Here is a 21,168-nt window from a genome sequence, read left to right as displayed (position 1 = left end):
GGGGACGACCGTGCTCGACCCTTCGGGCCTCCGCGCGCTCGTCCCCTCGACACCGACGCGCCCCTTCGGCTCACTCGCCTTCGGCCTGCTGCAGTGGCCGTGGGAAGTCCGGGGCGTCGAAGAGGTCAGCGCTCCTCGACGGGCACGAAGTCGCGCTCGACGACGCCCGTGTAGATCTGGCGCGGGCGGCCGATGCGGGAGCCCGGCTCCTTGATCATTTCCTGCCACTGGGCGATCCAGCCGGGCAGCCGGCCGAGGGCGAACAGGACCGTGAACATCTCGGTCGGGAAGCCCATGGCCCGGTAGATCAGGCCGGTGTAGAAGTCCACGTTCGGGTAGAGGTTGCGCGAGACGAAGTAGTCGTCGGAGAGCGCGTGCTCCTCCAGCTTCAGCGCGATGTCCAGCAGCTCGTCGGACTTGCCGAGGGCCGAGAGGACGTCGTGCGCCGCCGCCTTGATGATCTTGGCGCGGGGGTCGAAGGACTTGTACACCCGGTGGCCGAAGCCCATCAGGCGGACGCCGTCCTCCTTGTTCTTCACCTTGCGGATGAAGGAGTCGACGTCACCGCCGTTGGCCTGGATGCCCTCCAGCATCTCCAGGACGGACTGGTTGGCGCCGCCGTGCAGGGGGCCCCACAGCGCGTTGATGCCGGCCGAGATCGAGGCGAACATGTTCGCCTGCGAGGAGCCGACCAGACGGACCGTGGAGGTCGAGCAGTTCTGCTCGTGGTCCGCGTGCAGGATCAGCAGCTTGTCCAGCGCCGAGACGACGACCGGGTCGAGCTCGTACTCCTGCGCCGGCACCGAGAACGTCATGCGCAGGAAGTTCTCCACGTAGGAGAGGTCGTTGCGCGGGTAGACGAACGGGTGGCCGATCGACTTCTTGTACGCGTACGCGGCGATCGTCGGAAGCTTGGCGAGCAGGCGGATCGTGGAGAGGTCCCGCTGCTTCTCGTCGAACGGGTTGTGGCTGTCCTGGTAGAAGGTGGACAGCGCGGAGACGACCGACGACAGCATGGCCATCGGGTGGGCGTCACGCGGGAAGCCCCGGTAGAAGTTCTTGACGTCCTCGTGCAGCAGGGTGTGCCGCGTGATCTCGCTCTTGAAGGTGCTGAGCTCGTCCACGGTCGGCAGCTCACCGTTGATCAGCAGGTACGCCACCTCAAGGAAGGTGGAGCGCTCGGCCAGCTGCTCGATCGGGTAGCCGCGGTAGCGGAGGATGCCCGCCTCGCCGTCGAGGTAGGTGATGGCGGATTTATAGGCAGCGGTGTTGCCGTAGCCGCTGTCCAAAGTCACGAGACCGGTCTGGGTGCGGAGCTTCCCGATGTCGAAGCCCTTGTCGCCGACGGTGCTGTCGACCACCGGGTAGGTGTACTCGCCGTCGCCGTACCGCAGTACTACAGAGTTGTCGCTCACGTCTTCCCTCACCGACGTAGTGCCTCATCTTCGAGGTGCCCTGACTGTCTCTACCATCCCCCATTTGGCTCAGGAGAGTGCACTCGGGGTCGACCATTGGGCCTATCGGCGGCACTCAGTGCCGCCAACCTGCTCATCCTGCCCCCTTGTTTCCCAATCGGAAAGGGCTCTGTGACCTTCACGACTCATTTGATCGATCATTTTTCCGGAGATCGCTCCGCCCAAGCCGGAAGTCCAGTGCCGTACAGCGCCGGCCTGCCGAGACCGTGCGCACGGCCTGCCCGATCGCCTTGCGCGAACCGACCAGGACGACGAGCTTCCTGGCCCGGGTGACCGCCGTGTAGAGCAGGTTCCGCTGGAGCATCATCCACGCTCCGGTGGTGACCGGGATCACCACCGCGGGATATTCACTCCCCTGTGAACGGTGGATGGTCACCGCGTAGGCATGGGCCAGTTCGTCCAGTTCGTCGAATTCGTACGGGACCTCCTCGTCCTCGTCCGTCAGCACCGTGAGGCGCTGGTCGACCGGGTCCAGCGAGGTGACCACGCCGACGGTGCCGTTGAAGACGCCGTTCTCGCCCTTCTCGTAGTTGTTGCGGATCTGGGTGACCTTGTCGCCGACCCGGAACACCCGTCCGCCGAACCGCTTCTCGGGCAGGTCGGGCCGGGCCGGGGTGATGGCCTGCTGCAGCAGTCCGTTGAGCACGCCGGCGCCGGCCGGTCCCCGGTGCATCGGCGCCAGCACCTGCACATCGCGCCGCGGGTCGAGCCCGAACTTGGCCGGAACGCGCCGGGCGGCGACATCCACGGCGAGCCTGCCCGCCTCCTCCGTCTCGTCCTCCACGAAGAGAAAGAAGTCCTTCATGCCGTCGGTGACGGGCTGCTGCCCGGCGTTGATCCGGTGCGCGTTGGTCACCACCCCCGACTGCTGGGCCTGCCGGAAGACCTGGGTGAGCCGGACGGCGGGGACGGGGCTGCCGTCGGCGAGCAGGTCCCGGAGCACCTCGCCCGCCCCGACGCTGGGCAGTTGGTCCACATCCCCCACGAAGAGCAGATGCGCACCGGGCGGCACGGCCTTCACCAGCTTGTTGGCGAGGAGCAGATCGAGCATCGAGGCCTCGTCGACCACCACCAGGTCGGCGTCCAGCGGGCGGTCCCGGTCGTAGGCCGCGTCGCCGCCCGGCTTCAGCTCCAGCAGGCGGTGCACGGTCGACGCCTCCGCCCCGGTCAGCTCGGCGAGCCGCTTGGCCGCACGGCCGGTGGGGGCGGCGAGCACCACCTTCGCCCGCTTCGCCCGCGCCAGCTCCACGATGGACCTGACGGTGAACGACTTGCCGCAGCCGGGCCCGCCGGTCAGCACGGCCACCTTCTCGGTCAGCGCCAGTCTGACGGCGGCCTCCTGCTCGGGGGCCAGGTCGGCGCCGGTGCGGTCCTTCAGCCAGGCGAGCGCCTTGTCCCAGGCGACGTCCCGGAACGCCGGCATCCGGTCGTCGCCGGTGCGCAGCAGCCGCAACAGCTGTGAGGCGAGCGCGACTTCGGCCCGGTGGAACGGGACCAGGTAGATGGCGGTGACCGGTTCGGCATCCGGGGTGGCACCGGGCAGCTTCTCCCGTACGACCCCCGGGTCCTCCCCCTCCTCGGGTGCCGCCGCCAGTTCGGCGAGGCAGTCGATGACGAGACCGGTGTCGACCTGGAGCAGCTTCACCGCGTCCGCGATGAGCCGCTCCTCGGGGAGGTAGCAGTGCCCCTGGTCGGCGGACTGGGACAGCGCGTACTGCAGCCCCGCCTTCACCCGCTCCGGACTGTCGTGCGGGATCCCGACGGACTGCGCGATCTTGTCGGCGGTCAGGAACCCGATGCCCCACACATCGGCGGCGAGCCGGTACGGCTGGTTCTTCACGACGGAGATCGACGCGTCCCCGTACTTCTTGTAGATCCGCACGGCGATCGACGTGGACACCTCGACGGTCTGGAGGAAGAGCATGACCTCCTTGATCGCCTTCTGCTCCTCCCAGGCGTCGGCGATCTTCTTCGTCCGCTTCGGCCCGAGCCCCGGCACCTCGACCAGCCGCTTCGGCTCCTCCTCGATGATCCGGAGGGTGTCCACCCCGAAGTGCTGGGTGATCCGGTCGGCGAACACCGGCCCGATGCCCTTGACCAGCCCCGAGCCCAGATAACGCCGGATGCCCTGCACGGTGGCGGGCAGCACGGTCGTGTAGTTCTCGACGGTGAACTGCTTGCCGTACTGCGGATGCGACCCCCAGCGCCCCTCCAGCCGCAGCGACTCCCCCACCTGGGCACCGAGCAGCGCACCGACGACCGTGAGCAGATCGCCGGCGCCTCTGCCGGTGTCGACCCGGGCGACCGTGTAGCCGCTCTCCTCGTTGGCGTACGTGATGCGTTCGAGCACGCCTTCGACGGTGGCGAGCCGTCGTTCGCCGGTGGGGGTCCCCGTCTGCTGAGCCATGACCCCGACGGTACTGGTGGGGACCGACAGCCGGCGGGGGCCTGTGGATATCAGGGCGCCACCGTCATGATGCTTCGCAGGATCTCGGAGTGCCTCGGAGGTGCTGCATGCGATGGTTCCGCCCGGGTGAGACCGCTGTCCGCCGTGACGTGTTCCGCCGGAAGGTGTGGAGCGCCCATGCGTTCCATGTGGTCGAGGACAGTGCCGAGGCGCTGGTCGTCGGGTGCCCGCCCGGCGCGGACGTGCTGGCCCCGACGAGCTGGATCGAGTGGCTGCTGACCGGGGACGAGGAGGCCAGGATCAGGGCCCTGCCGAACCTGGCCGACGGCAGCTGGCGGCTCGGGCGCTGGTCGTGGCGCGACACGGCACATCTGCAATGGGTCCCGCCGGACACCTGGTTCAGCGTGAACGCGTTCTACGACGTCTCGGACGGCCACCGGCTGACGCACTGGTACGTCAACTTCCAGCGGCCGATGCGCCGCACGGACCTGGGCTTCGACACCTTCGACCTCCTCCTGGACCTGGTGGTGGCGCCCGACCTGTCGCGGTGGGACTGGAAGGACGAGGGCGAGTACGCCCACGGCCGCCGGCTCGGCGTGGTGAGCGAGGCGGATCACCGGGCGGTCGAGCGGGCCCGCGGGCAGGCGGTGGCCATGATCGAGGAGCGTCGCGGACCGTTCGCGACGGAGGCGAACTGGCGTACCTGGCAACCCGATCCCGACCGGCCGGCTCCGTCCTTGCCCGGTGACATCCAGCGCCCGGGCTGTGCCTGAGCGGTTGCCAGAGGGCAAGGCGGTGCCGTTCGGGATCAGTCCTTGCGCGGTGCGCGGATCCGGCGGCCTACAGGCCGCCGACCTTGGCCGGGAACTTCTGGATCGTCGCGACGACGGTGTCGGGGTCTTCCAGGTCGACGAAGTCGACCGGCTGCTGCAACTGGAACAGGTCGCCCCGCGGGGGGTACTGGGTCAGCTGCCCGACGAGCGTGAACCGGTTCTTCGTGGTCAGGACCAGCGGCTCGCTGCCCGGCTGTTCGATGACCATGGTGCAGGGGCTCAGGACCAGGGAGCACTCGTACTTGGGCGGGAACTGCTGCGTCAGCCTCAGCAGGCTGGCCGAGTCGACGTCGATGTCACTCTGCTCGATGGTGATGGAGCCGCCTTCGGCTCCCCCGTCGTCCAGTGCGGGGAGTTCCGCGCTCGTCTTGAAGCCGACCAGCCGCAGCCGGACGCTGTTCATCGGGTCGTTCGGGTTGACGTCGACGCGGTGCTTCCAGCCACCGCGGAAGTCCACGGAGACGAGCTTCTTCCGGATCTGCAGGGGGGTGTTGATGGCCAGCGAGCTGCACGGGATCTCGGCGCCGATCGGGGGAAGAGCGGGCATGCGGCATTCCTTCGCGTTGCGGGGTGGGATGGGGACCCATCACCCCACCCTTGGGCCGCGCACGAGCCCCGCGCGAACGGTGCCGTCCGTACAGCCCACAGGTTCACCCCCGGCACGCGCCGGTGCCGTCCTCGGTCAGCCGCGCCGTCGGCACGGGCTTCGGTGCGGTCGGCTCGGGCAGGGTGCGGAAGAGCAGCCAGCTCAGGGCGGGCATGAGGATCAGCGGTGCCAGGGCGGTGCGCAGGGAGGTCGCGTCGGCGATGCTGCCGATGAGGGGGCTGACCAGGCCGCCGATGCTGACGGTCAGTCCCAGCGTGACCCCGCCGGCGGTGCCGACGCGGGTGGGCAGGTAGTCCTGGCCGAGGGTGACGTGCAGGGAGAAGGGGACGTACAGGCCGGCCGAGGTCAGCGCCACGAACACGTAGAACACCGGACCGGGGACGAACACGGTTCCCGCGACGGCGGCGACGGTGAGGAGGTACGACCAGCGGGCGACGGTGACCCGGTCCCAGCGGTTGGCCAGGCTGCCGCCCAGTACCGAGCCCAGCGCACCGCCGGCGTAGAGCACGAACAGCGCCGCGGTGCCCGCTGCCGTACCGCCGCCCGTGCGCTGCCGGGCGTAGAGCGAGATGAACGTGCTCAGGCCGACGAAGACGACGGACCGGAAGACCACGGCCAGCGACAGCTTCACGAACGACGCCCTGTCGTCGACGCCCACCGCGACCGCGGTGCCGGGGCCGCCCGGCGCCGTCCTCTTCCGGAGCACGCGCAGGACGGGCAGGCAGAGCAGGCAGCCGGCGAGGGCGGGCAGCACCAGCAGGGGTGACCGGTGCAGGCCGCCGGAGGCGACGACGGCGGTGACCATCAGCGGCGCGGCGGCGAAACCGAGGTTGCCGCCGACGGAGAACCAGCCCATCGCGCTGTGGCTGCCCTCGCTGGCGAGCCGGGCGATGCGGGCGGACTCGGGATGGTAGGCGGCGACCCCGACGCCGGACACCGCCACGAACACCAGGGTCAGGAGGTAGGAGCCGCTCAGGCCGCTCAGGGCGATGCCGAGTCCGCCGAGGACGGTGCTCACGGGCAGGATCCAGGGCATCGCCCAGCGGTCGGTGAGCAGGCCGAACACGGGCTGGGCCACCGAGGACAGCACCGACGCGGCGAGCACGATGCCCGATACCGCGGCGTAGCTGTAGGCGCGCTCGGCGACGAAGAAGGGGACGAGAGAGGCGACCGCGCCCTGGTAGATGTCCACACAGGCATGGCCGACCGACAGCAGGGTGATCGATCTGTTCCTTGACACATCACCATGCTCACGGCCGGGCAGCGTGTCGCGCTTCCGATAAACTGCCAAGCAATGACAGAAATCCGCCACCAGGCCGTGGCGCCGACCCGCACCCAGTGGCTGGCGCCCGGAGCCGGCATCGACGCGCACCGCCACGACGACCACCAGATCGTCTACGCGGGCCGGGGCGTGCTCGCCGTGACGACCAGCACCGGCACATGGATCGCGCCGGGCACCCGCGCCATCTGGGTGCCGGCCGGCACCGTGCACGCCCACCAGGCCCACGGCGAACTGGAACTCCATCTGGTCGGCCTGCCCGCCCGCGCCAACCCGCTCGGCCTGGACCGGCCGACCGTCCTGGCGGTCGGGCCGCTCCTGCGGGAGCTGATCCTCGCCTACACCCGCACCCCGCACAACGACAGCCCCGAACGCGGGCGGCTGCGGGCCGTGCTGCTCGACCAGCTGCGGGCCTCACCCCAGCAGCCCCTGCACCTGCCCACCCCGACCGCCCCTCAGCTCAAGGCGGTCTGCGAGATCCTGCGCGCCGACCCCGCCGACGACCGCACCCTGGCAGCCCTCGGCAGGGAAGTCGGCGCCGGCGACCGCACCCTCTCCCGCCTCTTCAAGGCCGACCTCGGCATGACCTTCCCGCAGTGGCGCACCCAACTGCGCCTGTACCGCGCCCTGGTCCTGCTGGCCGAGGACACCCCGGTCACCGCCGTGGCCCACCTGTGCGGCTGGTCGTCCGCCAGCGCCTTCATCGACGTCTTCCGCCGCACCTTCGGCCACACCCCGGGAACGCACCAGCCGCGCCGGCGGGCGGATTGACCGTCACCGGGACCTCGCCCTACGCGGTGCCTTGATCCCCTCGACGAAGGCGGCGAAGGCTCCCGCCGGGAAGGTGAGGGTGCGAGCGGCGGGGGCTTTGGAGTCGCGGACGGAGGTGTGGGTGGGGGTGGTGGCTATTTCGACGCATTCGTTGCCGTCGCCGCCGCCGGAGTAGGACGACTTCCGCCAGTTGTCGGGAGTGGTCATCGCTGCCTCACAGCTCCTTGGCCAACCTGTTGATGAAGTCGCACGAGCGCCCGGGGTCGAGTGACACCGCTTCCAGTTTATGGAAGCGCACTCGGAAGGCGTTCAGTTGAGCCTCAGAGTCGATGAAGACGGTGCCATGAGGAGCGTCACGTACGACCGTGTCGAGTTTTGGAACGGTCCCACCCACGTAAGTCATAGCGCTACCAGCTTGGGAGAAGCCGTCCAAGTCGAAGGGGATCACCCTTACCGAGACGTGCTCCGCATCCGAGAGTTCCAGGACTCGGCCGAGTTGAGCGCGTGACACCGCGCGGTCGCCGACCCTGATGCGTAGGGCAGCTTCGTGGATCACGACCTGAAGGTGGATGGGCGTGGGGGCCTCGATGATCACACGACGCGCCATGCGGTGGCGCACCCGCAACTCAAGTTCGTCTTCGGCAAGTTCCGGGATCCTGTCGGAGAACACGGCGCGGGCGTAGCCCTCCGTCTGCAAGAGGCCGGGCACGTAGGTGATGGCCACGTGCCGCTGAAACCGGGAGTGGTGGTCCAGCTCAGCCAGATCGAGGAACGACGTGGGCAGCGACCCCCGGTACTCCTCCCACCAGCCCCGTGTCCGATCGGTCGCCATCGCGACCAGGGCGCCGATGAACTCCTCGTCCGTGCAGGCGTAATGGGACGCCAGTCGGCGCAGCCGCTGCTCACTGACGCCTGACAAGCCTGCCTCGATCTGGCTGATCTGGACGTTGCTCACACCGAGCAACTTGGCTGCCTCGCGGGCCGTGAGGCCGGCCGCGTCACGTAGCCTGCGCAGCTCCGTCGCCAGGCGCAACTGCCGGGCCGTTGGTTCGCGCCTGGTGCCCATCGACCGCTCCTTGCTCCAACGCGTCTGTCGACACGACTCGTTCGGGGGTCAGATTACGCGACCGGCTTGCCCTGCCGAAACTTTCAGGTCTACCGTCAGTGACGCAACGCTCACGCAGCGGAAGTGCACCGCCCCGCCCTGCCACGGTGGCCGCGGCAACGCCACCCTGCCTGAAACTCCCCCACAACCACCGGAGTTGATGACGCATGCCCGAAGCCTGGGAGTACACGCTCACCATCCCCAACGACCTTCGTGCCGTCACCGTCAGCCGTCACGCGCTCAGACTCATCCTCACCGCACACGAACTGACGCGCTTCCTCGACGTCGCCGAGCTGCTCGCGACCGAGCTGGTGTCCAACGCCGTACGGCACACGAAAGGACCCGCCGCCCTGCGCATCCGCTGGTCGCCACCTGGGACGCTGCGCATCGGCGCGTGGGACGCGGACCCCGAACCGCCGGAGCCGCCGGTGCCGTTGGAGCGGATCGGGGAGGTGGAGGAGGGGCGGGGGCTGGCGCTGGTGCGGGCCTGTTCGGATCTGTGGGGGTGGCAGCCGCTGTCGCGGTTCGGCAACCGGGGGAAGTACGTGTGGTGCGAGCTGGCCGCGGCGTGACGCAGGGTTCAGGCGAACCTGGCGGCCAGGCGGCGGAAGAGAGCGGGGGCGGCGCCGTGCAGGCGGGCCGGGAAGCGCATCCAGGTGGGGGTGAAGGATTCGTCCCGGTGGCCGCCCACCGCGCGGAGGACGGTCTCCGCGACCCGGTCGGGTGGGATCCGGGCGGGGAACCCGCGGCCGTACGGGATTCCCCGGCGTTCGAAGAACGGCGTGTCGACGGCGCCGGGTACGACGACGGAGACCCGTACCCCGGCTCCGACCTCGTAGCGAACGCTTTCGGCGAAGGCGTTCAGGCCCGCCTTCGTGGCGGAGTACACGGCCTCGCCGCCGACGGCGACGCAGCCCGCGATCGAGGAGACGAAGAGCAGGTGCCCGCGTCCGCGCCGCACCATGCCCGGCAGGAGTGCCCGGGAGAGGTGGAGGGGGGCCAGGAGGTTGACCGCTAGCAGCCGGTCGATCATCTCGGGGGGCGTGTCGGCGAAGGCCCCGGCCCAGCCGATTCCGGCGTTGGCGACCAGCAGGTCCACCTCGCCGACCAGGTCGAGCGTGGCGGCGGCCAGCTTCTCCGCGCCGCCGACGGTGTCGAGTTCCATGGGGAGGGTGAGTCCGCCGGTACGGTCGGCGACCCGGGAAAGCCGTTCCTCGTCACGGCCGTTGAGCACCAGCCGCCACCGGCCGCTCGCCGCGAGCCGGTCCGCGACGCAGGCCCCGATGCCGGAGGAGGCCCCGGTCACCAGGGCCACGGGCAGCGTCACCGGGCCGCCCGGGCGGGCAGTACGGCGTCCCAGGTGACCGGCACGGCCACCGGGCCCGGCACGACGAAGTCCTCCCGGTAGACGATCCGGTCGAGCGGGACCGCCGGGCGGACGGTGGGTATCCGGCGCAGCAGCGTCTCGAAGACCACCTTCAGCTCCAGGCGGGCGAGTTGCTGCCCGACGCACTGGTGCGGTCCGTGGCCGAAGCCGAGATGCGGCACCGGCTTGCGCCCGATGTCCAGCACGTCGGGGTCGGGCAGGAGGGCCTCGTCCCGGTTGGCGTCGTGCAGGACCGTGACCACGTAGTCGCCCGCCGACACCGGCAGGTCCGCTATGCGGGTGTCCTCGGCGGCCCTGCGCAGGACGGTGCCGGGGAGGCTGCTGGTGCCGAAGCGGATCAGCTCCTCCACGGCGCTTCCCACCAGTTCGGGCTCCGCGAGCAGCCGGTCCAGCTGGGCCGGCTGCTCGAACAGGGCGAGCAGTCCGAAGGAGGCGACACCGGCGGTGATGGCGAAGCCGCCCACCAGCAGAGCGGCAGTCGTCACGGCCAACTCGGCGTCGGTGAAGGGCCGTTCGCCCCGCTCTCCGTGGGCGATGATCCGGCTGAGGACGTCCTCGCCGGGATTCTTCCTTCTGTCCTGTACGAGGTTCAGCGCGTACTCGAAGAACGGCGCCCCGGCCTCGATCACCTCGTCCGCGCTGGACCCGGTGTCGAGCAGGGTCATGGTGATCGTCTGGAACAGCCCGCGGTCGGCGTACGGAACGTCGAGCAGCGCGGCGATGACCTGCGTGACGATCGGCATCACCAACTGGGCGTGGAAGTCGACGGGACCCGGCGCCGCGGCCACCTCGTCGATCACGTCGTCGACGATCCGCTGGACGGCGGGGCGGAACAACTCCAGCTGGCGGGGGGAGAGTTCGGGGGCAATGGCCCGGCGGAACCGCTCGTGCTCGGCGCCGTCCATCCGCGGGAAGTCGCCCTCGATGATGGGCGAGTCGGGGTTCATGCCGTAGACGCGATGGGCGATGGATCCGGGCTGGGAGCTGAACCGTGCGGAGTCCGCGAACACCTCACGGACGTCGGCGTACCGGGTGACCAGCCAGGCGTCGATGCCGGTGGGGCAGACCACCTTGGCCGTCGGGACCTCGGTCCGCGATCGGGCCGTCTCCGGGGTGAAGCCGAAGGGGCATCCCGGCCCCTGTTCAAAGGTACTTTCGCCAGACAATACCGATCACCCCTGTTCGCTTCCGGAACGGCCGCGATCAAGCTAACTGCGAAAACAGGACAGGGAGGAAAGACCGGTACGAAGAGACATCCACGCCTTCCCGTTCGTACCGGGTGAGCATCCGCATCGGCTCAAGCCAGGCCACTTTGTCGTCACTGGCCATGTCCCGACCGCATGGGCACCCGTTGTGATGGAGGCTGATTCCGTCACCGAGAGGCCGTGATGACCATGCCGCCGCGCACCCGTTCCTTCGTCCAGGTCGACGTGTTCTCGACGAGCCCCTACCGCGGCAACCCGGTCGCCGTCGTCCTCGACGGGGCGGACCTGACGGACGAGGAGATGCAGCTCGTCGCGCGGTGGACCAACCTGTCCGAGACCACGTTCGTGCTGGCTCCCACCGTCCCGGAGGCGGACTACCGGCTGCGCATCTTCACCCCCGACGGCGAACTGCCGTTCGCCGGGCACCCCACCCTCGGCTCCGCGCGCGCCTGGCTGGACGGCGGCGGTGCGCCCCGGCACGCCGACCGCATCGTGCAGGAGTGCGCCGCCGGTCTGGTCACCGTGCGCCGCGGTGACGGCGTGCTGTCCTTCGCCGCCCCGCCGCTGGTGCGCGAGGGCGCACTCGACGACGGGTACCTGGAGCGGATCGTGGCCGCGTTCGGCATCGGCCGTGACCGGGTCCTCGCCCACCAGTGGGTCGACAACGGGCCGGGCTGGGCGGTGCTCCGGCTGGCCACGGCCGAGGAGGTGCTGGCCCTCGAACCCGACCTCTCCCGCATCCCGGACGCGATGGTGGGCGCGATCGGCGCCTACCCCGAGGGTTCCCCGTACGACTTCGAGCTGCGCACCTTCGCGCCTCGCGTCGGAGTGCCCGAGGACCCCGCCTGCGGCAGCATGAACGCCGGCGTCGGGCAGTGGCTCACCGGCACCGGCGCGGCCCCCGCCGCCTACCGGGTCTCCCAGGGCGCGCGGGTGGGCCGGGCCGCGACCATCGAGGTCTCCGCCGACGCGGACGGCACGGTCTGGGTGAGCGGCGCCACCACCGTCTGCATCCGCGGCACCATCGTCGTGTGAGCACAAAATTGCGCGAGACGATCTGCTAGCACAATTCTGTACTCACAATGCGGCGCAACTTGCTGCCAATATTGCCCAGATCGGCTCACTTCCGCACGTCCGTCGGTCACTCTTGACGACGTCACACCGACGGACCACGGAAGGGCACGCAACCATGCCGGGCAGCAGCACAGTCACCGTCCACGCCGATCGTGAGGTCCTCCCCAACCGCGCCGTGGCACCGCCCATCTACCAGACGGCCGCCTTCTCGGCCCCCGACGGCGACACGTTCGCCCAGGCCGCGGTCGAACCGCGCGGCCAGGACTTCTACACCCGCTTCGGCAACCCGAACCACGCCCAGGTCGCGGCCGTCGTCGCGGAACTGGAGAGCACCGAGGCGGCCATGGTCACCGCGTCCGGGATGGCCGCGCTCACCACCGCCGTACTGGCCCTGGTGTCCGCCGGCGACCACGTCATCGGGCAGCGGTCCACCTACGGCGGTACGGCGTCCGTCCTGCTGAACCTGCTCCCCCGGTTCGGCGTGTCGACCACCCTGGTCGACCAGACCGACCCCGAGGCGTTCGCGAAGGCACTGACCCCGCAGACCCGCCTGATCCTCGTGGAGACCCCGAGCAACCCGCTGCTCCAGATCACCGACCTGCGCGCCGTCGCGGACCTGGCCGGCGCGCACGAGGTCCTGACCATGGCCGACAACACCTTCGCCACCCCGCTGAACCAGCGCCCGGCGGACTTCGGCATCGACCTGGTCTGGCACAGCGCGACCAAGTACCTCAACGGCCACACCGACGTGTCCGCCGGGGTGCTGGCCGGCCCGGCCGAGCTCCTGGACCGGGTCTGGGACGCCGGTCTGCTCACCGGTGCCGTGCTCGGCCCGTTCGACGCGTGGCTGCTGCTGCGCGGCATGCGCACCCTCCCGCTGCGGCTGCCCCGGCACAACGCCAACGGGCAGGCGCTCGCGGAGGCGCTGGAGGCCCACCCCGCCGTGAGCCGGGTGCACTACCCCGGCCTGGCCTCGCACCCGCAGCACAAGCTGGCCGCCGAGCAGATGAGCGGGTTCGGCGGGGTGCTGAGCGTCGAGTTCACCGACGGCTTCGCGGCGGCCGACGCGTTCCTCGGCCGGCTGCGCTACGCCCGCCGGTCGGCGAGCCTAGGCGGCGTGGAGTCGCTGGCCGTGCACCCGGCGTCCATGTGGCGGGGCATGCTCGACGAGGAGCAGATCGCCGCCGCGGTTCCGGCGGGCCTGGTCCGGCTGGCCGCGGGCACGGAGGACACGGCCGACCTGGTCGCCGACGTGGTCGCGGCGGCCGACACGGTGACGGCCACCGGCTGAACGGCCCCGCGCTCACGGGGTCCTGAACCGCCCCGTACTCACGAGGTCGGGGCGGAGAGCGTCTTCATCGTGACGTAGCTGCTGACGGTGGCGACGCCGGGAAGGTCGGCCAGCCGGTTGGCGTGGAAGTCCTCGTAGGCCGGCAGGTCGGCGACCTCGACCTGGAGCAGGTAGTCGTAGTTTCCGGTGACGTGGTGGACGTGGACCACCTCGGGCAGTCGGACGACCGCGTGTTCGAACGCGGCCACGTCGCCGCGCTTGTGCCGCATCAGGCGGACGCCCGCGAACACGCGGAGGCTGCGCCCGACGGCCGCCGGGTCGATCTCCGCCCGGTAGCCGCGGATCACCCCCGTCTCCTCCAGCCGGTGCACGCGCCGCAGGCACGGGGACGGCGACAGGCCGACCCGCGCGGCGAGCTCGGCGTTGCTGATCCGCCCGTGCTTTTCGAGCACGGTGAGGATGGCCCGATCCACTTCGTCCATGGGGGCAGATTATTGCCCGCCTCGCTCCCCTAGCACCATCTGGTGCCCCGCTCCGGCGCAATTTCCTGCCAACGTTGCCGGGATCCGCTTACATCGACGCGCCGCCCGGGAAGACTTGTCCGCATCACGAATTCGGACAAACAACCACTTTTCGCCAAGTTTCGTAGAGGAGTTTTCTCATGAGGATCCTGCTTACCGGCGGCACCGTGGTCAGCATGGACCCGGCCGTCGGCGATCTCGAACGCGGTGACGTGCTGATCGAGGACGGCGTGATCGTCGAGGTGGCCGGGACCATCGAGGCCCCCGACGCCGAGGTGATCGACGCGACCGACCGGATCGTCATGCCCGGCTTCGTCGACACCCACCGGCACAGCTGGCAGACCGCGTTCCGCGGCATCGGCGCGGACTGGACGTTCCCCGAGTGGGCGCAGGCGATGCACCGCACGCTGAAGCCCCGCTACCAGCCGGAGGACGTCTACCTGGGGACGTTGCTCGGCCGCCTGGAGGCCCTGCACTCCGGTGTGACCACGATGCTCGACTGGTTCCACTGCGCGCAGAGCCCGGAGCACGCGGACGCCGGCGTCGCGGCGCTGCGGGACGCGCCGGGACGGTCCGTCTTCTGCCACGGCGCGGGCTGGGGCACCAACGCCTCGGTCGAGGCCGAGATCCGCCGCGTGCGGTCCGTGCTCTCCGGCGACGACGGCCTGCTCACCATGTCGTTCGGGCTGCGCGGTGCGGAGGACACCTCCTTCGACACCGTCGCCGACGAGCTGAAGCTGGCGGCCGAGCTGAACCTGCGGAGCAGCCTGCACGTCGAGTCCGAAGGGATCCGGCGCCCGGTCGCCGACCTGCACGAGCACGGCCTGCTGCGGGACACCACCACGTTCGTGCACGCCAACGGGCTCGGCGACGACGAGATGCGGATGCTCGCCGACGCCGGCGCCTCGGTGTCCATCAGCCCGGACGTCGAGCTGAAGATGGGCTTCGGCCGGCCGATGACGGGCCGGATGCTCGCCGCCGGCCTGCGCCCGACGCTCTCCATCGACGACGTCCCGTCGGTCGGCGGCGACATGTTCTCCACCATGCGCACCACCTTCGTGGTGCAGCGGGGGCTGGACGGCGGCCTCAACTCCCGTGACCTGCTGGAGTTCGCCACCGTCGACGGCGCCCACGCACTCGGCCTCGCCGCCCGCACCGGCAGCCTCACCCCCGGCAAGGAAGCCGACGTGATCCTGCTGCGCACCGACGACCTCACCGTCTTCCCGGTCACCGACCCGGCCGGCACGATCGTCGCCGCCGGCCACCCCGGCCTGGTCGACACGGTTCTCGTCGCGGGCCGCGTCGTGAAGCGGGACGGCGTACTGGTCGACGTGGACCTGCGGGCACTGCGGACCCGCCTGCTGGAGTCGCGCGACCGGGTCGCGGCGGCCGCCGGCGTCCCACTGGACGGCACCTGGCGCCCGCAGCCGAAGACCGCGTGACCGCTCCGCACAGCTCGACTCGTCTCAGGAACAAGGAGGTTGACCCGTGAAGCTGGTGACATTCACCGAATCCGGGCGGGTGTCGCTCGGCCGCGCGGACGACGCCGGCAGGGTGCACGACCTCGGCGAGGTGGTCGGCGACCGCTCGCTCCTCGACGTCATCGACGCATGGGAGCACTTCGGCCCGCCGATCGCCGCGGCCACCGGTCTGCCGGTGGTGGAGACGCCCCGGCTGCTGGCACCGATCCCGCGGCCGCGCCGCAACCTGTTCGCCGTCGGCAAGAACTACCGCGACCACATCACGGAGTTCGGCCGCTCCGGCTACGAACAGCCGGACCGGGTCGACGCCGTCCCGGCCGTGCCGATCGTCTTCTCGAAGGTACCCACGGCCGTGACCGGGCCGTACGACGAGATCGACCCGCACCTCGGGGTCACGTCCGCGCTGGACTACGAGGCCGAGCTGGCCGTCATCATCGGCCGTGGCGGACGCGGCATCCCCGCGGAGCGCGCCCTGGAGCATGTGTGGGGATACACGGTCATCAACGACGTCACCGCCCGGGACCTGCAACGGGACCACCAGCAGTGGCTGCTCGGCAAGTCCCTGGACACCTTCGCGCCGATGGGCCCGTGGGCGGTCACCGCCGACGAGGTCGGTGACCCCGCGAAGCTGGTGGTCTCCTCCACGGTGAACGGCGAACCCCGCCAGAAGGCACCCGTCGCGGACCTGATCTTCGCCGTCCCGGAGCTCGTCCGCGTCATCTCCGCGGGGATCACCCTGCAGAGCGGCGACATCATCGCCACCGGCACCCCGGCCGGCGTCGGCATCGGCTTCCAGCCGCCCCGCTTCCTCGCCCCGGGCGACGTCGTCGAATGCACCGTCACCGGCCTGGGCACCCTGCGCAACACGGTGCGGAGCAAGTAGGACGGAGAGGGTGGGGGCGAGCCGGGCACGGCGCAGGCTCGCCCCCTACTTCTCAACATCCCGAACATCCTGAGCATCCTGCCCGTCCTGAACGAAGCCGGACCGGGTGAACGCCCGCCGGCTGTGCACGAGCAGTTCGCGCACCGACGGATGGGGCGCGCTCCTCCACACCAGGGCCAGCAGTGCCGGTGCCTCGACATCGTCGATGGTGCGGGCGACGAGCCGGTCACGGTGGCCCGCGGCCATCGAGTCGCTGAGGACGGCGATACCGAGCCCGCGGGCCGCGAGGTCGGCGATGGCGTCAGGGGCGCTGGCCTGCAGCGCGATCGCGGGCCGAAGACTCCGCTCGGCGCAGGCCTGGTCGAACACCGCGCGCAGGCCGGTGCCGGTCGGCATGCACACGATCGGATGGCTCATCAGGTCGCACAGGGTGACGCGCTCCTGCCCGGCCAGGGGGTGTCCGGCCGGGGCCGCCGCGACAAGCCGTTCGCTGATGATCGTCAGCGACTCCAGCCCGTCGGGCGCGGCGGACGCGGCGCCGATGAGCGCCAGGTCCACGGCCCCGCCGCGCACGCCCTCCACGAGCCGGTCGGAGCTGTCCTCCAGCAGCAGGATCTCCACACCGGGATGCGCCTCGTGGAATGCGGCGAGGGCGTCGAACAGCGGGGTCAGGGTGCAGCCGGTGACCATCCCGACGGTGAGCCGGCCCCGGATCAGGCCGGTCACCTCGCCCACCGCCTGACCGACCGCCCCGGCCGCGGTGAGCGCGGCCCGGGCGTAGGCGAGCGCGGCCCTTCCCGCGGCGGTGAGGGTGACCGTGCGGGCCGACCGGTCGAACAGCTCGGCACCGAGCTCGCGTTCGAGCTGGCGGATCTGGGCACTGACGCCGGACTGGCTGATGTGCACCCGCTCGGCCGCACGGGTGAAGTTCCGCTCTTCGGCGACCGCCACGAAGTACTCCAGCTGCCTCAACTCCATGACTCTGGATTCTAGTTTGCAGAACATCAATCTGTTGGACTTCTGATCGGCGGGCGCCCAGGCTGGAGGTACCGGAGCCCGACCTCAGGAGGTATCCATGCCGGAGTACGAGAAGGCCATGCGGCCCGAGGACATCACCCGCCTGTTCGTCGAGCGGTCCAACGCCGGTGACGCGGCCGGGGTCGCGGCGCTCTACGAGGAGGACGCGGTGCTGGCCTTCCCGCCCGGCGAACTGACGGTGGGGCGGGAGGCGATCCGCGCGCTGTGGGAGAAGGTGCTGGCGGGCGGTCCCCGCTTCGAACCGGAACAGCCGCTGCCCACGTTGCTCAGCGGCGACATCGCCCTCACGTCGACCCCGCCGAAGGACGGGACCGGCGCCCGGGCCCAGGTCGTCAGGCGCCAGCCCGACGGCAGCTGGCTGCGCCTGCTCGACCAGCCCGAGTTCGCCCCGGCACCGGAGAGCCGGGGAGCGTGACCCGGCCGCCACCGGAGCCGACCGTAAAACCTCGGTGGTTCCGGTGGCGGGAAAGGGCCGGGACGGTGAAGGTGGGCGGCGGGGAACTTCTTCGCGCGCAGGGAGAAATGCACATGCCCGAGATCACCACTCCGTACCCGACCGGCACCCCGTGCTGGGTCGATCTGATGGCGCAGGACCAGCAGGCGGCGCTGGACTTCTACCGTGACCTGTTCGGCTGGCAGGGCGAGGTCGGCGGGGCCGACTTCGGCGGGTACGCGGTCTGCACGCTGCACGGCAAGCCGGTGGCCGGCATCGGCGCGGCCATGGCGCCGGAGGGGCAGCCGGAGCCGCCGACCGTGTGGACCACCTACCTGGCCAGCACCGACGCCCAGGCCACCCAGGACACCATCGTCTCCGCGGGCGGCACGCTGATCGCCCCGGTGATGGACGTCGGCGACATCGGCCGGATGCTGATCGCGGCCGACCCGCAGGGCGCGGTGTTCGGGGTCTGGCAGCCGGGCGACTTCCACGGCGCCGGGCTGGTCAACGAGCCGGGCACGCTGATCTGGAACGAGCTGAACACCAGCGATGTGCTCGGTGCCACCGGCTTCTACGGCGAGTCCTTCGGGATCGAGATCCAGCCGATGGAGGGCGCCGGCGGGAACTACTGGTCGCTGAACGTCGGCGGCCGGGGCGTCGGCGGCGCCGCCCGGCTCGGCGACGACCGCCCCGGCGTCCCGCCGCACTGGCTCACCTACTTCGCGGTCGACGACGTCGACTCCACCGTGGATGCCCTGGTCAAGCGCAACGGCACCGTGTTCGCACCGCCGTTCGAGATGATGGCCGGCCGGATGGCCGTGGTCGCCGACCCGCAGGGCGCGACCTTCGCGGTGTTCAAGCCGAAGGAAATGTGAGCCGCCGGCGGCAGAGTGGCTCCTTGCCGTAAGCACCAGACCCTGACCCCCTTCCGCTTTCCGTACGGCCCGGGATACCCCTGAGGTGACCGGCGGTGAGGGAACGGAAGGGGACGGGGTCATGGGGACCGGACAGGCCGTGCACGGCTGGCGGGTGGACGAGCGCTGCACGAACTGCGATGCGGCGCGGCAACTCGCCCCGGGGCTCATCGGGGAGGTGTCGGGCCGCTCGGCGGTCCTGCGCCAGCCGCGCGACGCGGCGGAGGCGGAGCGCCTGCACGCGGCGGCGCATGCCTGTCCCACCCGCTCCGTCCGTCCCCCGGGCGGCCGCCTGGACCCGGCGCGGGACCCCTTCCCGCTCGCCCTGGACGACACCGGCACCGTGCTGCTGTGCGGGCACAACTCGCCGCACACCGCCGGCGCCAACTCCTACCTCCTGCAACGCCCCGACGGCACGTCGATGATGATCGACACACCGCGCTGGAGCCCGGCGCTCGCCGCCCGTCACGAGGCGTCGGGGCCCGTCACCGACGTGCTCCTCACTCACCGCGACCACGCCGCGCACGGCCGCCGCTACGCCGACCAGTTCGGCGCCCGGCTCTGGATCCACGAGGGCGATCTCGACGCCGCCCCGGACGCCGACCGGGTGCTGCGCGGCACCGGTCCGACCGAGATCGCCGACGGCGTCCTCGCCCTCCCCTTCCCCGGGCACACCCGGGGCAGCGTGCTCTACCTGGCCGACGAGCGGTACTGCTTCAGCGGCGACAGCTTCTACTGGTCGCGTACGACGGCGGACATCGAGGTGGTCGACAGCGTCACCTGGTACTCCATCCGCGAACTGGCCGCCTCGCTGACCCGGGCCGCCGACCGGCTGCCCTTCGAGTGGCTGCTGCCGGGGCACGGAGACCGCCGCCGTCTCCCCCGCGAGGAAATGGCCGCCCGGCTACGGCACTTGGCGGCCCGCACCCGGGAACTCCGGCCCCGCCCGGTGGACTTCACCGCGGTGCGCTGGTGAGTTTTCTCGCCCGGCCCGACAACCCATGTCCGCGTTCCGCTCCGTCCCCCGCTGTGCGGTGGTAGGACGGAGCTGCAACCAGGGGACGGGGAAGGGGAGTTGGGCATGGCGGCACAGAACATCGATGACGTCGTGGACGGGCTTGCCGGAATCGTGCGGGAGGCCGGCCGCACCGGTGACCGGATCGGGTACTTCGCGGCGCTGTACCGCCAGGTGACCGTCGAGATCCGCGCCGCCATACACGCCGGACTGTTCGACGACGGCGCCCGCATGGACCGCTTCGACACGCTCTTCGGCAACCGTTACTTCGACGCGTACGACGCCTGGCGCCGTGACCGGAGCGGGCCGCGCTGCTGGCGCGAGACGTTCGGGCTGCTCGACGACGCCGACACCGTCATCGTCCAGCACCTGATCCTGGGCGTGAACGCCCACATCAACCTCGACCTGGCCGTCGCCGCCGCACGGACGGTCCCGGGCGAGGACATCCAGGCCCTGCGGCACGACTTCCTGCTGATCAACGACATCCTCGCGCGGGTGGTGCTGGCGGTGCAGGACTCCGTCGACGCCCTGTCGCCCCTGCTGTCGCTGCTGGACAAGGTCGGAGGCCGCTCCGACGAGCGGATCCTCGACTTCAGCGTCCGTGAGTCCCGCGCGGAGGCATGGCACAACGCCGTCCTGCTGGCCGGCCAGAACGAGGAGGAGCGCGCGGCCACCATCGAACGGCTCGACAGCCGGGCCACCGTACTCGCCCGGCTGATAGCGCGGCCGGGCGGCGTCGTCCGGCCGGCCCTGGAGCTGATCCGGCACACCGAGAGCGACGACGTGCCGACGGTCATCAGCCATCTGGACAACGCCGTACAGCAGGCCTCCGCCGCCCGGCGGACACCGTCCGGTTCCCCCGGTCCTGGGTGAATCGGCTGGTGCTGCCGCACGTGACCGGTCGAGGATGGTGGCATGACCGTGCAGCAGGTGATCCTGCGGAAGATGACTCCGGCAGAGTACGGCGCCGCGACCGAGCACCGTGAGGCCGAGTCGGTGCATGTACTGAGCAGGGTCATGCCTGAAGAAATCGCGCGCGAGCGGGTCCGGAGCGGCACGGCCAGGTTCCTGCCCGATGGTCTCGACACGGCCGGCCATCATCTCCTGACGGCGGAGAACGAAGCCGGCGAGGCGGTGGGGAACGCGTGGATCGGCCCGGATCCCGGCCGGGCTTCGGGCAGCGCGAGCTCCGCGTGGCTGTACGACATCAACGTCTTCGAGCCGTTCAGGCGCCTCGGGTACGGATCCGCCGTTCTCGCGGCCGCCGAGAAGATCGTCGCCGGCGAGGGCAGGACGGCGCTGGGCCTGAACGTCGTCGGGGACAACGAGGCGGCCATCGCCCTGTACCGCCGCAATGGCTACGAAGTGACCTCTATGTCCATGCGCAAGACCGTCTAGAGGCCGCGCCGGCGGCGGACGAGGTCTCGGAGGTAGATCGCCAGTTCG

Annotated in this window: 22 protein-coding genes; 12 read left to right on the top strand and 10 right to left on the bottom strand. The window is 70.7% G+C overall.

From position 1 onward, the window contains the following. Positions 1 to 125 precede the first annotated feature (125 nt). The gene (locus tag ACWGKQ_RS29470; protein ID WP_453295017.1) at positions 126 to 1,415 is read right to left on the bottom strand and encodes a citrate synthase; all 1,290 of its coding nucleotides are present in this window, start codon (positions 1,413 to 1,415) and stop codon (positions 126 to 128) included. 178 nt (positions 1,416 to 1,593) lie between these two features. Beyond that, the gene (recD2, locus tag ACWGKQ_RS29465) at positions 1,594 to 3,882 is read right to left on the bottom strand and encodes an SF1B family DNA helicase RecD2 (protein WP_453295016.1); all 2,289 of its coding nucleotides are present in this window, start codon (positions 3,880 to 3,882) and stop codon (positions 1,594 to 1,596) included. Positions 3,883 to 3,989: 107 nt separating this feature from the next. Between recD2 and ACWGKQ_RS29460 the strand changes: the two genes are divergently transcribed. Further along, the gene (locus tag ACWGKQ_RS29460) at positions 3,990 to 4,655 is read left to right on the top strand and encodes a DUF402 domain-containing protein (RefSeq protein WP_453295015.1); all 666 of its coding nucleotides are present in this window, start codon (positions 3,990 to 3,992) and stop codon (positions 4,653 to 4,655) included. Between the two features lie 67 nt (positions 4,656 to 4,722). Here the strand turns inward: ACWGKQ_RS29460 and ACWGKQ_RS29455 are convergent, their stop codons facing one another. Continuing rightward, positions 4,723 to 5,262 (bottom strand): hypothetical protein, encoded by a 540-nt coding sequence (locus ACWGKQ_RS29455; RefSeq protein ID WP_453295014.1) that lies wholly within the window; start codon positions 5,260 to 5,262, stop codon positions 4,723 to 4,725. Positions 5,263 to 5,365: 103 nt separating this feature from the next. Continuing rightward, on the bottom strand, positions 5,366 to 6,562 hold the full coding sequence (locus ACWGKQ_RS29450) for an MFS transporter (protein WP_453295013.1): 1,197 nt from the start codon (positions 6,560 to 6,562) through the stop codon (positions 5,366 to 5,368). Positions 6,563 to 6,616: 54 nt separating this feature from the next. Here ACWGKQ_RS29450 and ACWGKQ_RS29445 point away from each other — a divergent pair, with 54 nt between their 5' ends. After that, a complete protein-coding gene (locus tag ACWGKQ_RS29445) occupies positions 6,617 to 7,372 on the top strand; it encodes an AraC family transcriptional regulator (protein WP_453295012.1) in 756 nt (251 codons plus the stop codon). Positions 7,373 to 7,375: 3 nt separating this feature from the next. Here the strand turns inward: ACWGKQ_RS29445 and ACWGKQ_RS29440 are convergent, their stop codons facing one another. Both ACWGKQ_RS29440 and ACWGKQ_RS29435 read right to left on the bottom strand, forming a co-directional pair. Beyond that, complete coding sequence (locus ACWGKQ_RS29440) at positions 7,376 to 7,579, bottom strand: DUF397 domain-containing protein (protein WP_453295011.1); 204 nt, start codon at positions 7,577 to 7,579, stop codon at positions 7,376 to 7,378. Between the two features lie 7 nt (positions 7,580 to 7,586). Next, complete coding sequence (locus ACWGKQ_RS29435; protein WP_453295010.1) at positions 7,587 to 8,438, bottom strand: helix-turn-helix domain-containing protein; 852 nt, start codon at positions 8,436 to 8,438, stop codon at positions 7,587 to 7,589. A 206-nt stretch (positions 8,439 to 8,644) separates the two neighbouring features. Here ACWGKQ_RS29435 and ACWGKQ_RS29430 point away from each other — a divergent pair, with 206 nt between their 5' ends. Continuing rightward, positions 8,645 to 9,049, top strand: coding sequence for an ATP-binding protein (locus ACWGKQ_RS29430; protein ID WP_453295009.1), 405 nt, complete (start codon positions 8,645 to 8,647; stop codon positions 9,047 to 9,049). 8 nt (positions 9,050 to 9,057) lie between these two features. On the opposite strand, the gene ACWGKQ_RS29425 is transcribed toward ACWGKQ_RS29430, so the two are convergent. Further along, positions 9,058 to 9,804 (bottom strand): SDR family NAD(P)-dependent oxidoreductase, encoded by a 747-nt coding sequence (locus ACWGKQ_RS29425; protein WP_453295008.1) that lies wholly within the window; start codon positions 9,802 to 9,804, stop codon positions 9,058 to 9,060. Then, positions 9,801 to 11,030 carry a cytochrome P450 gene (locus ACWGKQ_RS29420; RefSeq protein ID WP_453295007.1) on the bottom strand — a complete coding sequence of 410 codons (1,230 nt, stop codon included), beginning with the start codon at positions 11,028 to 11,030 and terminating at the stop codon, positions 9,801 to 9,803. The genes ACWGKQ_RS29425 and ACWGKQ_RS29420 overlap by 4 nt, the downstream gene beginning before the upstream one ends. Positions 11,031 to 11,252: 222 nt before the next feature. Here ACWGKQ_RS29420 and ACWGKQ_RS29415 point away from each other — a divergent pair, with 222 nt between their 5' ends. Both ACWGKQ_RS29415 and ACWGKQ_RS29410 read left to right on the top strand, forming a co-directional pair. Beyond that, the gene (locus tag ACWGKQ_RS29415; RefSeq protein WP_453295006.1) at positions 11,253 to 12,104 is read left to right on the top strand and encodes a PhzF family phenazine biosynthesis protein; all 852 of its coding nucleotides are present in this window, start codon (positions 11,253 to 11,255) and stop codon (positions 12,102 to 12,104) included. A gap of 154 nt (positions 12,105 to 12,258) precedes the next feature. After that, entirely contained in the window at positions 12,259 to 13,434 is a 1,176-nt protein-coding gene (locus ACWGKQ_RS29410) for a trans-sulfuration enzyme family protein (protein ID WP_453295005.1), read from the top strand. A 38-nt stretch (positions 13,435 to 13,472) separates the two neighbouring features. On the opposite strand, the gene ACWGKQ_RS29405 is transcribed toward ACWGKQ_RS29410, so the two are convergent. Beyond that, positions 13,473 to 13,916 carry an Lrp/AsnC family transcriptional regulator gene (locus ACWGKQ_RS29405; protein ID WP_453295004.1) on the bottom strand — a complete coding sequence of 148 codons (444 nt, stop codon included), beginning with the start codon at positions 13,914 to 13,916 and terminating at the stop codon, positions 13,473 to 13,475. Between the two features lie 179 nt (positions 13,917 to 14,095). Here ACWGKQ_RS29405 and ACWGKQ_RS29400 point away from each other — a divergent pair, with 179 nt between their 5' ends. Both ACWGKQ_RS29400 and ACWGKQ_RS29395 read left to right on the top strand, forming a co-directional pair. Next, positions 14,096 to 15,397 carry an amidohydrolase family protein gene (locus tag ACWGKQ_RS29400; protein WP_453295003.1) on the top strand — a complete coding sequence of 434 codons (1,302 nt, stop codon included), beginning with the start codon at positions 14,096 to 14,098 and terminating at the stop codon, positions 15,395 to 15,397. A 46-nt stretch (positions 15,398 to 15,443) separates the two neighbouring features. Continuing rightward, complete coding sequence (locus ACWGKQ_RS29395; RefSeq protein WP_453295002.1) at positions 15,444 to 16,319, top strand: fumarylacetoacetate hydrolase family protein; 876 nt, start codon at positions 15,444 to 15,446, stop codon at positions 16,317 to 16,319. A 45-nt stretch (positions 16,320 to 16,364) separates the two neighbouring features. Here ACWGKQ_RS29395 and ACWGKQ_RS29390 read toward each other — a convergent pair whose 3' ends face one another. Next, positions 16,365 to 17,297 carry a LysR family transcriptional regulator gene (locus ACWGKQ_RS29390; protein ID WP_453295001.1) on the bottom strand — a complete coding sequence of 311 codons (933 nt, stop codon included), beginning with the start codon at positions 17,295 to 17,297 and terminating at the stop codon, positions 16,365 to 16,367. Between the two features lie 97 nt (positions 17,298 to 17,394). Between ACWGKQ_RS29390 and ACWGKQ_RS29385 the strand changes: the two genes are divergently transcribed. The 5 genes from ACWGKQ_RS29385 to ACWGKQ_RS29365 all read left to right on the top strand — a co-directional run bounded on the left by ACWGKQ_RS29385 (position 17,395) and on the right by ACWGKQ_RS29365 (position 21,120). After that, entirely contained in the window at positions 17,395 to 17,772 is a 378-nt protein-coding gene (locus ACWGKQ_RS29385; RefSeq protein WP_453295000.1) for a YybH family protein, read from the top strand. A gap of 113 nt (positions 17,773 to 17,885) precedes the next feature. Next, on the top strand, positions 17,886 to 18,668 hold the full coding sequence (locus tag ACWGKQ_RS29380) for a VOC family protein (RefSeq protein ID WP_453294999.1): 783 nt from the start codon (positions 17,886 to 17,888) through the stop codon (positions 18,666 to 18,668). Positions 18,669 to 18,789: 121 nt separating this feature from the next. Then, on the top strand, positions 18,790 to 19,683 hold the full coding sequence (locus ACWGKQ_RS29375) for a 4Fe-4S domain-containing protein (RefSeq protein ID WP_453294998.1): 894 nt from the start codon (positions 18,790 to 18,792) through the stop codon (positions 19,681 to 19,683). Between the two features lie 105 nt (positions 19,684 to 19,788). Beyond that, a complete protein-coding gene (locus ACWGKQ_RS29370; protein ID WP_453294997.1) occupies positions 19,789 to 20,595 on the top strand; it encodes a DUF5995 family protein in 807 nt (268 codons plus the stop codon). A gap of 42 nt (positions 20,596 to 20,637) precedes the next feature. Continuing rightward, positions 20,638 to 21,120 (top strand): GNAT family N-acetyltransferase, encoded by a 483-nt coding sequence (locus ACWGKQ_RS29365; protein WP_453294996.1) that lies wholly within the window; start codon positions 20,638 to 20,640, stop codon positions 21,118 to 21,120. Positions 21,121 to 21,168: the final 48 nt, after the last annotated feature.

It is taken from the genome of Streptomyces sp. NPDC054770 (assembly GCF_053611985.1).
Note: the sequence above shows the minus strand (reverse complement) of the source record. Positions and strands in the feature narration are given on the sequence as shown.

Excerpts from the sequence above, each read along its gene's own strand:
- ACWGKQ_RS29445 (WP_453295012.1), top strand. The coding sequence starts at position 6,617 with ATGACAGAAATCCGCCACCAGGCCGTGGCGCCGACCCGCACCCAGTGG.
- ACWGKQ_RS29410 (WP_453295005.1), top strand. The coding sequence starts at position 12,259 with ATGCCGGGCAGCAGCACAGTCACCGTCCACGCCGATCGTGAGGTCCTC.
- ACWGKQ_RS29375 (WP_453294998.1), top strand. The coding sequence starts at position 18,790 with ATGGGGACCGGACAGGCCGTGCACGGCTGGCGGGTGGACGAGCGCTGC.
- ACWGKQ_RS29390 (WP_453295001.1), bottom strand. The coding sequence starts at position 17,297 with ATGGAGTTGAGGCAGCTGGAGTACTTCGTGGCGGTCGCCGAAGAGCGG.
- ACWGKQ_RS29430 (WP_453295009.1), top strand. The coding sequence starts at position 8,645 with ATGCCCGAAGCCTGGGAGTACACGCTCACCATCCCCAACGACCTTCGT.
- ACWGKQ_RS29405 (WP_453295004.1), bottom strand. The coding sequence starts at position 13,916 with ATGGACGAAGTGGATCGGGCCATCCTCACCGTGCTCGAAAAGCACGGG.
- ACWGKQ_RS29435 (WP_453295010.1), bottom strand. The coding sequence starts at position 8,438 with ATGGGCACCAGGCGCGAACCAACGGCCCGGCAGTTGCGCCTGGCGACG.
- ACWGKQ_RS29455 (WP_453295014.1), bottom strand. The coding sequence starts at position 5,262 with ATGCCCGCTCTTCCCCCGATCGGCGCCGAGATCCCGTGCAGCTCGCTG.
- ACWGKQ_RS29415 (WP_453295006.1), top strand. The coding sequence starts at position 11,253 with ATGACCATGCCGCCGCGCACCCGTTCCTTCGTCCAGGTCGACGTGTTC.
- ACWGKQ_RS29365 (WP_453294996.1), top strand. The coding sequence starts at position 20,638 with ATGACCGTGCAGCAGGTGATCCTGCGGAAGATGACTCCGGCAGAGTAC.
- ACWGKQ_RS29370 (WP_453294997.1), top strand. The coding sequence starts at position 19,789 with ATGGCGGCACAGAACATCGATGACGTCGTGGACGGGCTTGCCGGAATC.
- ACWGKQ_RS29400 (WP_453295003.1), top strand. The coding sequence starts at position 14,096 with ATGAGGATCCTGCTTACCGGCGGCACCGTGGTCAGCATGGACCCGGCC.
- ACWGKQ_RS29385 (WP_453295000.1), top strand. The coding sequence starts at position 17,395 with ATGCCGGAGTACGAGAAGGCCATGCGGCCCGAGGACATCACCCGCCTG.
- ACWGKQ_RS29440 (WP_453295011.1), bottom strand. The coding sequence starts at position 7,579 with ATGACCACTCCCGACAACTGGCGGAAGTCGTCCTACTCCGGCGGCGGC.
- ACWGKQ_RS29460 (WP_453295015.1), top strand. The coding sequence starts at position 3,990 with ATGCGATGGTTCCGCCCGGGTGAGACCGCTGTCCGCCGTGACGTGTTC.
- ACWGKQ_RS29380 (WP_453294999.1), top strand. The coding sequence starts at position 17,886 with ATGCCCGAGATCACCACTCCGTACCCGACCGGCACCCCGTGCTGGGTC.
- recD2 (WP_453295016.1), bottom strand. The coding sequence starts at position 3,882 with ATGGCTCAGCAGACGGGGACCCCCACCGGCGAACGACGGCTCGCCACC.